Source organism: Pseudoblastomonas marina (assembly GCF_014641655.1).
Taxonomy (GTDB): Bacteria; Pseudomonadota; Alphaproteobacteria; order Sphingomonadales; family Sphingomonadaceae; genus Alteriqipengyuania_A; species Alteriqipengyuania_A marina.
Map to the genome: position 1 here is coordinate 1,683,682 of NZ_BMID01000001.1, position 12,262 is coordinate 1,695,943.

General features: G+C 61.5%; 12 protein-coding genes. 9 read left to right on the top strand and 3 right to left on the bottom strand.

All coding sequences use genetic code 11. From position 1 onward, the window contains the following. The first annotated feature begins 78 nt into the window (after positions 1 to 78). Genes infA through IEW49_RS08240 form a run of 3 tightly spaced genes read left to right on the top strand, consistent with a single transcriptional unit; the run spans position 79 to position 826 of the window. Positions 79 to 345, top strand: a complete 267-nt coding sequence (gene infA, locus IEW49_RS08230; RefSeq protein WP_188642215.1) for a translation initiation factor IF-1 — start codon at positions 79 to 81, stop codon at positions 343 to 345. 45 nt (positions 346 to 390) lie between these two features. Then, a complete protein-coding gene (locus IEW49_RS08235; protein WP_188642216.1) occupies positions 391 to 543 on the top strand; it encodes a hypothetical protein in 153 nt (50 codons plus the stop codon). 58 nt (positions 544 to 601) lie between these two features. Next, on the top strand, positions 602 to 826 hold the full coding sequence (locus IEW49_RS08240) for a hypothetical protein (protein WP_188642217.1): 225 nt from the start codon (positions 602 to 604) through the stop codon (positions 824 to 826). A gap of 175 nt (positions 827 to 1,001) precedes the next feature. Here the strand turns inward: IEW49_RS08240 and IEW49_RS08245 are convergent, their stop codons facing one another. Beyond that, entirely contained in the window at positions 1,002 to 1,376 is a 375-nt protein-coding gene (locus IEW49_RS08245) for a response regulator (RefSeq protein WP_188642218.1), read from the bottom strand. Positions 1,377 to 2,403: 1,027 nt separating this feature from the next. Here IEW49_RS08245 and IEW49_RS08250 point away from each other — a divergent pair. The 5 genes from IEW49_RS08250 (at position 2,404) to IEW49_RS08270 (ending at position 9,035) form a co-directional block, all read left to right on the top strand. Continuing rightward, entirely contained in the window at positions 2,404 to 4,044 is a 1,641-nt protein-coding gene (locus IEW49_RS08250; RefSeq protein ID WP_188642219.1) for a sensor histidine kinase, read from the top strand. Further along, the gene (locus IEW49_RS08255) at positions 4,041 to 4,676 is read left to right on the top strand and encodes a response regulator (protein ID WP_188642220.1); all 636 of its coding nucleotides are present in this window, start codon (positions 4,041 to 4,043) and stop codon (positions 4,674 to 4,676) included. Before IEW49_RS08250 ends, IEW49_RS08255 begins: the two co-directional genes overlap by 4 nt. Positions 4,677 to 4,835: 159 nt before the next feature. Continuing rightward, complete coding sequence (locus IEW49_RS08260; RefSeq protein WP_188642221.1) at positions 4,836 to 5,336, top strand: hypothetical protein; 501 nt, start codon at positions 4,836 to 4,838, stop codon at positions 5,334 to 5,336. Between the two features lie 86 nt (positions 5,337 to 5,422). Continuing rightward, complete coding sequence (locus IEW49_RS08265; RefSeq protein ID WP_188642222.1) at positions 5,423 to 7,810, top strand: hypothetical protein; 2,388 nt, start codon at positions 5,423 to 5,425, stop codon at positions 7,808 to 7,810. Positions 7,811 to 8,129: 319 nt separating this feature from the next. Beyond that, on the top strand, positions 8,130 to 9,035 hold the full coding sequence (locus tag IEW49_RS08270) for a glycosyltransferase family 2 protein (RefSeq protein ID WP_188642223.1): 906 nt from the start codon (positions 8,130 to 8,132) through the stop codon (positions 9,033 to 9,035). Positions 9,036 to 9,046: 11 nt separating this feature from the next. On the opposite strand, the gene IEW49_RS08275 is transcribed toward IEW49_RS08270, so the two are convergent. Then, positions 9,047 to 9,994: an NAD-dependent epimerase/dehydratase family protein gene (locus IEW49_RS08275; protein ID WP_229658137.1), complete on the bottom strand. Its 948-nt coding sequence runs from the start codon at positions 9,992 to 9,994 to the stop codon at positions 9,047 to 9,049. 252 nt (positions 9,995 to 10,246) lie between these two features. Here IEW49_RS08275 and IEW49_RS08280 point away from each other — a divergent pair, with 252 nt between their 5' ends. Next, positions 10,247 to 11,086, top strand: a complete 840-nt coding sequence (locus IEW49_RS08280) for an SAM-dependent methyltransferase (RefSeq protein WP_188642225.1) — start codon at positions 10,247 to 10,249, stop codon at positions 11,084 to 11,086. Here IEW49_RS08280 and IEW49_RS08285 read toward each other — a convergent pair. Beyond that, complete coding sequence (locus tag IEW49_RS08285; protein WP_188642226.1) at positions 11,083 to 12,150, bottom strand: UbiA family prenyltransferase; 1,068 nt, start codon at positions 12,148 to 12,150, stop codon at positions 11,083 to 11,085. The genes IEW49_RS08280 and IEW49_RS08285 overlap by 4 nt on opposite strands. Positions 12,151 to 12,262 lie beyond the last annotated feature (112 nt).

Sequence of the window (12,262 nt, forward strand, 5' to 3'; positions counted from 1 at the left end):
ACCACTTCCATTTCATCCTACCGGCTCCGCTACGGAATTCGTCCGTGCGGATGATTTTTCGTACGCAAGGATGACTGATTGGCGAAAGAAGAGCTCATTACGATGGAGGGCGCGATCGACGAGATCCTGCCCGACGGACGCTTCGGCGTCACCCTCGACAATGGGCATCGTCTTATCTGCTACACTGCAGGAAAGATGCGTCGCTATCGCATCCGATCGGTCGTTGGAGACCGCGTACACGTCGAAATGACGCCATACGATCTGAGCAAAGGCCGGATCGTCTTCCGCGAACGGACACCGGGGCAAACGCCCGTGGGTGCCCGCAAGCGCGGATTCAGGCGCTGACACTTTTGAAAAGGCGGCGGGACCGACCCGCCGGACACAAGAATTATGACTGCAATGAACCTGCGCGATGCCTCGCGCCCGAAACTTTCGCTGCGCTACGGCGCGATCCACGCCCAGCGCGCCAATCAGGAAGGGACAAGTTCCCTCCCGATGCCGACCGCCGAATTGCGACATCTCGTGGCGACGATGATCGACTGATGACACCACGATACTCGCGGCCATGCATCTGCATTCCCGCCACAGCAGGACGCCTGACATGGACCTGAACCACCAATATGCCGAGCATCAGCGAGCCCTGATGGGGGCCGGTCGTACCGCAAACGAAGACGAGCGCCTGGCCAAACTGGCGACAGCTTCGCGCATCGCAGGCCGTATCAGCGACTTCCAGATCAGACTGGGCGCCGCGGCAGCCTGTGCCTGGAGCAAGGCGCAGTTTGCCGACCACGCGTTGATCAAAACGGACTCCCAAGCGATCCTGTAGTGCGAGCGCCCTGACGAACCAATTCTGCCCAGGTGGAAATTCGACAGGTATCCACGCACGGCCAGGCGATCGGAAATTTCCGATTCTCGCGCCTTGATCACGGCGACCTCGGTCCTTTAGACGACTTGATACACGACCCCGGCCCGCCATCTCGCGCGCCGGGGCAGGGTGTGCTTCAGTCGGCTTGCGCCAGCATCTCCTGAATTGCCGCATGAACCTTACCGGGCATGTAGGGCTTGGGGTAAAACCGCGAACCCTCCGGCAGTGGCGCTTTACCGAACAAGGGTTTTCCGGACGTCACGATAATGCCGATCTCCGGTCGGGTTTCAGAGACTTCTCGCGCCAACATGACACCGTCGAGGTCGCCGGGCATATCCACGTCGGTGAAAAGGATATCGATCGACCCGTCTTTCGACAGCGCTTCGAGAGCCTCGTGCGCGGTAGATGCTTCGATCAACCTGTGGCCAAGGGCGCCAAGTTGATCGACCACATCCATCCGGATGAGGACTTCGTCCTCGACGACGAGGATGACGGCCTCGGCAATATGCATGGGGACCAAATCCTATTGGGACAGTCCCTCCGCCTTTTGGAACGACGTAGCTTGAACGCCGTCCCTCACCCGTCCGTTCCCCCGCTGTCTCCTTTGCGCGAGAATGCGCGTCCGAATGGTATCGCGAAATCGCGATACAGAGAATCGAAGGTGTGCTAATGCGATCGACATCGCAGGAACTTCGTTTGAGCATCTGCGACTGAGAGACAGGTTTGCGCTCCCGCTTATATCGAGGAGCGAAACTTGCCTAACCCCATAACGATCGACGCCCCCGCCATCACTGCGCTCTCGTCATGAGGCGAAATAACCGCAACTCGCGCCTCACCCCCTCGGCCTCGCGACGTCAGGGCGAGACGACGCGCATGGCCATAAAGCTTCTCGGCACGGAGGCCGCGATAGAATTCATGAACGCGCATCATGATGGCTTGGGCGGACGCCCCATCGACCTGGCCGTCGCAAGCGAGGAGGGCCGGTCTCGTGTCGAACTCGCGCTCTCCGTTAGACGCGCCCCATCGCGCAAAAGTAAGATGCTCTAGAGCTTATCCGCCCGGGAGCATCTTGGCAGCACCGCCAGCCTAACAGCAGCACGGCGGGGGCCACAATTCCAACCTCGTCGAGAGGCCTGCGGGCGTTGTCAGTCCAATCGCAACTTGTCTCGGGCAGGTCGCAGCCAAACCCGTCGCGACGTAATGCTCGAGCATCTCGGGCTCCTGGTCGATTACGCACCACCGGCGGCCCGCCTCGTTCAACGAGTTGACACAGCGAAACGGGGCTGGCGGTTTTCGCGGCCGTGGCATGCATGCGCCCTACCCTCGCCCCCTCTTTCTTGAATCGGGTGCATTTGTTCTGACAGGAACGGCGAAAGGGTTGATCTCTCGCAATGGGGCGAAGCCGTTCGTTCCGGAGCCCTGCGCGCAATCTACACTTGGCAATCGTAAGAGGAACTGAAGTTCACGCCTCCTACTATTTGTAATTGCCTCGATCTTAAGGCATCGCAGCGTGTCGCATTGGCGATGAGGCTTCACAGATGCAGCGTACTTTAGCCAATCGGTCCGGTCGGGTGATCTCGCTCAGCAGGCTATTGCTCAGCGTGGTCTTCATCACCGCCATTTGGCTGGACCCTTCGCAACCCACCGCCTTTCCCGAAGCGGGATATATCCTGTTGACGGCCTATGTTGCTTTCGCGGTCGGAGCATTGTTGCTGACTTGGGATAATTGGCGGCGAGACTGGAAATTCGCATGGCCTTTCCATGTCGTCGATATCCTGCTGTTCTCGGTCATGGTTTACCTGACCGATGGTTATACCAGCCCGTTTTTCACGCTGTTCGTTTTCCTGCTGTTTTCCGCTGCGGTTCGCTGGAACTGGCGCGCGACCGCCATGACCGCTCTGGTTGTGACGGGCGCTTTTTTCCTGGCAGGCGCGCTCTCGCTGCAATTCGCTCAAGGCGACTTCGAGCTGCAACGGTTGATCTTTCGCACCAGCTACCTGTTGGTGGTTTCCGCTCTTTTCGTCTGGTTCGGGCAGCATCTCCAAGCCGCCTGGCAATCCGCACACAGCGATCTGGGAAAGAATGAGACCTCCTTGCGCGAAATACTGGAAACGCTGATCAAGAGCAGCGGGGCGCCAAACGTGTCTGTGCTCTGGTGGGATGACGAGGAACCCTGGGTTTACAGAAGCACGGCCACCGGCAAGGCTTATGATTATCAGCGCTTCGAGCCCCAAGCGCTGCAACCGTTTTTCGACCTTGCAGCGGGAGCATCGGGATTGCTGGGGGACGCCCGAGGCGTTGTCGCTCTCGAAGAGGAAGCCGGCCGCCTGGTAGAGCGACCCGCCAATTCGCAGCACTATATAAACCAGATTCTGGACTTCGACCGGTTTGCCGCCGCGCCATTTTCCACGATCGATATCCATGGCTGGATCGTGCTCGCCGGCACTTCAGGCTTGTCGGTCGACGACCTGAAGGAAGCCCGCACGGCTGCGAAAGGCGTAGCGCGCTTTTTCGATCGGACATCGCGCGAGCGATCGCTGGAAGAACGGGTCGCAGCGGAGAGCGGCTTGACGCTCGCACGCGATCTTCACGATAGCGTAGTCCAGATTATCGCGGGGGCCTCGTACCGGCTCAACGCCATGCACGGGATGTTCTCGGATAATGGTCCTCTGCAAGCCGAGATCGACAAGCTCCGCAGCGAACTCACGGCCGAACATGCCGACCTGCGCGCACTGATTGCTCGTTTGCGCGGCCAACCCGGCCATGTCGTTGAGCAGAATTTCGGGGCGGAAATGGCGCAGGTACTGGCGCGGATTTCCCGCCAGTGGGGCGTGACTTGCACTCTGGGGCACTCTCCGGAGCGCTTGACCATTTCGGCGGAGTGCCAGCGCGAAATCGGACTCATGCTGAGGGAAACTGCTGCGAACGCGGTAAAGCACGGCGGTGCGCGGGAAATCGCGGTCGAATGCCTGGTGGAATCCGGCCGTCTGTTGCTGACGATATTCGAGGACGGCAGCGGTTTCAATTCCGCGATGATCGCGGAGGACGGCGAGACCATAACGCACTTGCCGCTTTCCCTTTCCGAGCGCGTGAAAAAGCTGGACGGGGACTTGGAAATAGTGGCGCTTAATTCGGGTTCGCGTACACGTATTTCTCTGCCAATGGAGCGATTGTCATGACGCGGGTAATGATTGCCGATGATCACCCTCTCGTACTCTCGGGGGTGGAATCGATCCTGCGCGACAGCGAATTCGAAGTGGTGGGGCGCGCCAGCGATGGCACCTCCGTTCTTGAAGCGCTCTCCTCCGTGCGCCCAGACATCCTGGTATTGGACGTCTCAATGCCGCAGATGAGCGGGATGGACGTGCTTCGAACGATGCGCGCCCGCGGAGATCAGCGGCCAATCATTCTGCTTACTGCAAGCCTCGCCGATCATTGCTTGGTGGAGGCGCTGTCGCTCAACGTGGACGGCATCCTGCTCAAGGAAGGAGCCGAACACCTGCTGGTGCGCTGCTTGCGGGATGTAAGCCAGGGCAAGCGCTGGATCGATCGCGAGGCGATGGATCGCGCCCTGTCCTATACAATGAACGACGGTAAGAAGGGCCAGCACCCCCTGGCTTGCCTGACCAAGCGCGAGCGCGCCGTCACCGGGTTGATCGCCCGCGGGATGCGCAATCGCGCGATTGCGGTCGAGCTCGGCGTGACCGAGGGAACGGTCAAGGTGTACCTTCACCGAATCTACGAGAAATTGAACGTGCAGAGTCGCACGGAACTGGCGCTCCTGGCGTCGTCCGCGCCGGAAATCGAATGAAATTCAACAGCAAAAGACCTGTTTCGCTGTCGAAGGATAACGTCGATTTGGCCGAACGCTGAATGGGATAAGGGTAAATGGTTCGGTAATCTTCTGGGCATCCCATCGATCACAAAGATCACGGGGACAGCATTTTTTTCGACACCCAGGAGCATACCCATGAAAACCATTTCGATTCTCGGCGGTCTCGCCGCTCTCGCCATGTCTTCCGCCGCGCTGGCCGCGGTTACCTTCGACGCCGAAACCGGCACCGGCTTTGTCGGCAAGGGCGACGTCCAGCTCGCTTTCGGTTGGAACAACAAGGCCGCGCAGGACAATGCCAAGGCCGTCAGCTTCACTTTCGAAACCGAAACCACCTATGTCGCCACCTGCGAGTGGGACACCGTGGCCGGCAAGTCGGGCAACGTCATCCATCACGAAGTGAACTTGAACCGCAAAACCTCCGTGAATTCGGACATCGCTTCCGATCCGCGCAAGACCGGCCAGTACACGGGCTACAACCTGTGGGGCTTCGGCTCGACGACCACCGACGGGCAGTCGGTTCCGACCGTCGGCGGCGCGTGCCCCGGCAACAATCCCGGCACCGTGACCGAAGTGCAGGAACTGGGCACCACCGGCGGCCTGTTCGTGCACTTCAACGGCATGTCGGCGCAGCTCTAACGTTCCTGAGGCTTTCTCCAACTTGAAAGCCCTTCAGAGGGGGCGGGGGACCTCGGTCCTCCGCCCTCTTTGGTTCGGAAAGGCCTATGAAGACCAGCCTCACCGCGATCGGAATCCTTGCCCTGTCGGGATTTCCGCTGGAGCTCGCTGCACAGGAAGCGGCGGGCGAGCAGTCGAGTGAGGAAAACCGCATCGTCATCACCGCCGATCGCTTCATCATGCCGGCTCTACGCGGGATCAAGCCGGAGCGGAGCCTCGATGAAAGCGATGTTGAATCCTACGGTTCGGCCACCGTCGGCGAATTCCTCGACGAGATCAAGGCGCAGAACGGCGATGAAGACCCGGTCTTCCTCGTCGATGGCGAGCGCGTCGCAGGGATCGAGGATATCGAGGACCTGCCGGCCGAAGCGATCGATGCGCTCGACGTGCTTCCGCGCGGAACCAGCCAGATGGCGGGCGGCGTTCCCAATCGGCGCGTCTACAATATCGTCCTCAAGAAACAGCTGCGAAGCGCCGTCGTCACCTCCAGTGCAAGGTTCGCGACCGAAGGGGGATGGGCAGAGGGGCGCGGCGAGATCGCATTGACGAGGATCGCCGGTCGCGACCGGCTCAATGCCGCGCTCCGCTATCGCGATTCCGATGCCTTGCTGGAATCCGATCGCGATTTGGCCCAACCGGCCCTTGCGCGCGACCTTCCGATATTCGGCCTGACCGACACAGCAGACATAGCCGCAGCGCGAACCCTCAAGCCGGATTCGCATGTGATCGAAGCCAGCCTCGCCGGTGCGAACCGCTTGGCGCCTTGGCTGTCCGCCAGCTTCAACCTGCGGGGCCGCTGGTCGCGCGACGACAGTCTCAATGGACTGGCCAATGCCCTGTTTACCGATGCGGGCGGCGAAATCCTGCGGGCCTATTCGCGCGCGCCGCTCGAACAAAGCTTCGCCTTCGATAGCGCCAGCGGCAATTTGGTGCTCAATGCCGACGTGGGTCGCTGGCTGATCAGCTTGGCAGGCCAGCGCAATCGCAGCGCAAGATCCTTTGAAGCGGATTTTGCCCCGGCGGGGATCGCGGCCGGGCCCCGGCTGCCTGCCGGGGTGGATCCCGCGGTCGAACCGCTCGACGCATTTTTTGCCATCACCACCGGACGCAGCAACTCGCGCGGCGCGACGGACGGCGTCCGGCTCAACGCACTCGGCCCGCTACTCGCACTGCCCGCAGGCGATGCACGAGTGCGCGGCGCGCTCGAGTTCCGCCGCGATACACAAACCTCGGTCAGCGATTTCGGCGCAGGCCGGAGATTGCGCGATGTGTCGCGCCGGACCCGCGGCGGTGAAATCGGAGTCGATATTCCCATCGCAAGCGCACGGCAGGATGTCCTTTCCGGGCTCGGCGAATTGAACATGAGCTTCGATTATGCGCGAAGCGATGTCGAAGGCGCGGGGGTGCTCGACCGGATCACCATCGGTACACTCTGGCAACCGATCGCACCGCTTTCCATTACGGCATCGTTCGAGCGCGCCAATCTTCCGGTTCCGGTCGAGGTGCTGGGCGACCCGCTTACCATCACGCCGAATATCCGGATCGTCGATCTGCCGACCGGTCAGACGGTGGATGTGGACTTCCTCAGCGGCGGCAATGCCGGTTTGCGCTCCGCGACCCACGAAACACGCCGCTTCGCCATCAACGCATCGCCCTGGCCCGAGATCGGGTTGAATGTATTCGCCGATTATCGCGGGGAAACGTTGCGCGATACGATCGGGTTCGTTTCTTCTGCGAGCCTGCCCTTCTACACGGCATTTGCCGATCGGTTCGTCCGCGACGGAGCAGGACTGCTGATCGCCGTCGATGGCCGACCGGTGAATTTCGCGCGCCAGGAACGAGAAGAGCTGCGATGGGGTGCCTCGTTTCTCCTCCCCATTGGGGGCTCCGAGACAGCCAGCCCGTCAAACTCTGCGGATGATGCGGGAAGTGATTCCTATATCGCAATTCCGCCGGGAGCGGGGACGCGCCTGCAGTTCGTTCTCGCCCATACGCTGGCGCTGCGCGATCGCGTTTTTTTGAGCGATGCGGCCTCCCCGATCGACCTGCTCGAAGGAGGCGCCATCGGCCTGGGCGGCGGACGGCCGCGCCATATCCTCGATGCAAGCGCCGCATTATCGGCGCGTGGCCAGGGAATTCGCATGGCCACGCAATGGCGCTCGGCTTCGCGCCTGATTACTGGAAATAGCGCGCAGGACAGGCTCGACTTCGGCGGCCTCGCCACCGTCAATGTTCGGGCCTTCACCGATCTCGATCGCATCCTGCAGCCGTCCGGCTTTACCAAAGGTGCGCGCGTCTCACTGTCGATCATCAACGTCGCCAATGACCGCCAGATCGTTTCAGACGACGACGGGGTGACCCCGCTCGCCTACCAAAAGGCATATCGAGACCCGATCGGACGGATTGTCGAGATCGAACTACGCAAGGCATTCTAGCCCCGCAGATCCACCAATCCCGTTCCCAAATAAAGCCTGCGGATGTCGCCGGCGAACATGACTCGGAACCTGTTCCACCAGCCGGATCACCTCGGGCGACGAGTTGAAATTGCGAAATGGGCTGGCCGGTTTTCGTGGGCGAGGCATGCCCTCCACTGGCCGATCAGCGGCGAACCGCCAGTGGGAGCATTTGCCTAGACAATGCCCGGCTGCTTTGGCGATTATCCTCCCGATTTCTGCGTGTTTTCCGCACTTGCACGGTCCTGCAATCACGTGCATCGAACGGGCCTAGAAATTGTCCCGAGTACTCGTCACCGAAATGGCTTCTGTCCCTCGCATCGCAGCCATTCTGGCCGTCAAGAATGGCGCAGATTATCTGGGGGAAGCAGTTCGCAGCATTCTTCGGCAGACCATGGGCGATTTCGAGCTTGTCATCGTCGACAATGGCAGCACCGATGAGACGGCTGAAATCCTCTCCGGGTTTGCCCGGCAGGACAAACGGATAAGACTGCTATTCCTTCCAGACCCCGGGCTATCCGACTGCCTCCGGTTGGGAATAGCCAACAGCGCCGCCCCATACCTTGCGCGCCTCGACGCAGACGACCTGGCCAGGCCAGATCGCTTTGCGCTCCAGATGGAACGCCTCGAAGCGGATCACGGACTTGGTCTAATGGGTTCACAAGTGACGATGATAGACAATCGAAGCCGGCCCCTGGCGAGACTGACCCGTCCAACCCATGATCCCGAAATTCGACGACTGATGTCTCGCCTGGTGCCGTTTTGCCATTCGAGCGTGATGATGAAACGCGAGGTTTATGAGCGCGCCGGAGGGTACCGCCCCGGCATCCGTTACGGCGAAGATTGGGACCTTTGGCTCCGCATGGCTCCGCTCACGAGGATGGCAAACCACGAAGAAGCGCTCGTCTCCTATCGTGTGCATGGCAATTCAATCAGCCAGCGTTACGCCGTGCGGTTTTCGATCGCCCAGCTTCGGCTCCGGGCAGCTTCGCTTCAGGCACAACAGGAACTTGGGTCGCCTGACGGCTTTCCCGCCCGACCGCTGATGCGGGAAAGCTTTGCCCTCGTGCGCACATCTCGCGAAGAATTCGTCCGAGAGATCAAAACTCACGTTTTCAAACAGGCATTGAAGAAACTGCTTTTCGCACTCGGTGCCATGCCGATAGTATCGCGCGCATTCCCGAGGCTTTTTCACGCCTCGCCCTGATCGACGACGCCCTACCTCACCCCGGAACCGAGGCCTGCCGTTCCGGTCATCCCATCGATGAAGGGGACCGACGCGCCCACCAGTTCGCCCATCGCGAACCGGTCCACGAGGTCCTTCATCCCGCGTTCGATCCCGGTTCGAGGTTGCCAGCCAAGCTGGACCATCGCGCGCTCGGGGTTGCCTACGAAGCGGCTCACATCGTAGCTCCGCGGCGGCGCGAGGACGATTTCGACCGGCGCGCGCGCGCATTCGATCGCAAGTTCGGCCAGCCTGCGAAGCGTCGTGCCGCTTCCGGTGAGGAAATGGATCGGGGGCAGCGCCTCGCCGGCCATGGTCGCCATCACCGACCGGTAGAGACCGTCGGTCGCATCATCGATATGGGTGAAGTCGAACAGGTTGTCGGCTCCTTCGAGCCGCAGGACGCCTCCCTCGGCAGCGGTGCGCGCGAAGGCGGGGACAACCCGGTCGGAATGGTCGTGAATACATCCATAGACATTCGAAAACCTGACCAGGCTGGCGCGCAGGCCCGCGGCACTCGCATGGTGCACGAGTTGCTCCCCCGCGACCTTGCTGCGGGCATAGACATTGAGCGGGCTGAGCGGCGCATCCTCGCTCACGGGCAGGCTCGGAGATTCGCCGTAAACCTCTCGGCTGCTGGCGAAGATGAGCCACGGCCGTACCTCCATCCGCAGCGCAATATCGATGATTTCGCGCAGTGGGTTGACGTTGACCGCTTGGCACAGAACGGGATTCTGTTCCGCCCACACGACCCGGGAAATCGCAGCGAGGTGAATGATACCCGTCACGCCTTGCATGGCGCGTTCGAGGGCAGCCGAACTCCGGCTGTCCTCCGCAGGGTTATCGTGAAAATCGAATGTGCGAACCGGGATGGAAGACCGGACCAAGCGCTTCACAATCGAACGGCCGATCAATCCGCTGGAACCTGTGACCAAGATCATCGATCGCGAAGCCCCACTTCCCTTCCGGCCGATGGAGCCCACACGCAAGACGCGATGACCCTCAATCAACCAGCCCGAAGATCGATATAATATCCAGAAGGCTGTTATTGCAAGTTAGGCAGGAGGATGCCTCGCATTGCGCCAACCGCTTGGTTGCGGCTCGCTTTCACATGCGTCAAACGGGACTATTCACAGTCGCGACAGTTCAATTCACAGGAGACACCGGAATTGCGGGGATTGATCACCAGGTCCATGGCTCGGCTCGCCCAGATGGTCTCCGTAAGGTCCGTCCCTCCGGGCGGAGGACGATCGCCCATCCGCGATGCGCGCGTCCGGGCCAGCGGCCATTCGACCCGCGATGTCGAATCCTATTACCAGCACAACACCCCGGCCTACCTCCGGGGTTTCGGAGAATTCTTCCAGGGCAGCAGGCCTGATTCAGACGAACAGCTGGTCAGCTACACGATCGAAGCCGCGCAGCTCGCCGACGGACAGGATGTCCTCGATGCCGGGTGCGGCGTAGGCGGTCCCGCGCTTGCATTCGCCTCCCATCTGGATCTCCGCATCGAGGGTGTCACGCTTGCGCCGGCTCAAGTCGACGAAGCTCGCACGCGGATCGCCAAGGCCGAGCTCAAGGGTTCAGTTGCCGTGAGGCAAGGCGATTTTCACCAGCTGGCGACATTGTACCCGGGGCGACAATTCGACCGGGTGCTGCTGCTCGAATCGCTTTGCCACGCCGAATCCTATCGCGATGTGCTTGCCGGGGCCCGAGACCTGCTCAAGCCCGGCGGCAAGATCTACATCAAGGATTTCTATGCCGTCGACCACCGCGCCCGGCCGGAGCGGACCGAGGCCCAGAACACCGATCTGAAACGGCTGACCGATATCTACAAGCTCGTCGTCCCCGACCTCCCGAGCGTGCTCGATCTGGTCTCGGAGCTGGGCTTCCAGCTGGTCTATCTGCGAATGCCCGAATTCGAGCCGACCTACCGGCACTGGGCGCAATACGAAGTCGAAACCGGCCGGCCGTGGAGCCCGCATACGCAACCGGGCGAAGTGATCCAGGGGTTCGAACTGCTGGCGCAGAGCTAACGGCGTCTGCGGCTGCTCTCGTATTGCGGGTCGCGCAGCCGCGTCACGTCGTCCAGGACCTGCCGCCAACGCTGCGGAAACAGCAGCAGGTGAAAGACGAGCACGGCCAGATTCCTGGGATCGATCGCGATGCACGTCACGAGCAGCGCGAGCGGTAGGAATACGTCGTAGAACTCGTGCAGAAACAAGGTGCCGCGCGGATGGTGCCCGACGATCCTGACCACCATCAGGAAGCGGTCGTTCCGCTCCCACACCAGCCAGCCGTAGAGCGCCAACGCGACGACACCCGCCGCCAAGGCGATCGGTCCTGCCAACAGCGCCAACGAGCCGATTGCCATCAGTTCGAGCGGGAAGATGACCCGACGGGCCCAGCGGGCAGCCGCCTCGACGCCGATGCGCGCGACCAGCGTGTTCGCGCCGGCGAGCCGGTCGAACTCGACATCGACGATCTGATGCCACAGGATTCCGCGCAGACCGAAGCAGGTCGACCAGATGGCTACCCCGGCGAGCCACGCGGTCTGTTCGGCAACGGGCGCCGTCGCGAAGAAGGCGAGCGCAGCCAGTACCGCCGGGACGGTATTGGCGCCGATCGCATCGCACAGAGCTCCCGCAGCCCCGCGGGTCTTGAGCCGGATCGGGGGCAGCGAATAGAGCGAGAAGGCCAGCCAGCCCGTCGCGTAGACCGCGATCATGAAGGGGTTGTCGCGCCAGATGTAGCCGAAGAGGACCCCGCCTGCGGCGCAGGTCGCGAGGATGGCGAGCGGCAGGATCTTCCCGCTTCCGATCTGCGGGTTCGGCTTGCCGGCACGGTGGTCGTCGCCCCGGTCGGTCAGGTCGTTGAGGACGCTGACATAGATCGCGCCGGGGATCAGCGACACCAGCACGAGCGCGATCGGGGCAAGGACATCGTAGAGGGTCCGGTCAAGATAGAGGCTGGTGGCATAGGCGACCGCGAGTGGCGGCAGCAGCTTGTACTCCCACCAGTCCGACGCCCTGATCCACGATCTATTTCGAGATCTACTACCCCAACCCGCCTCCTCATCGTTCCCGATTGCCTGCGTCAACTCGCGCACCCTCCAGAATTTCGAGTAACGGACGATTTCGACTTTCCCGTTGTGGGCGAATGCGCCAACAAGCACAGACAATCAAACGGATTTGGTGGGGAACGCCGGGAAT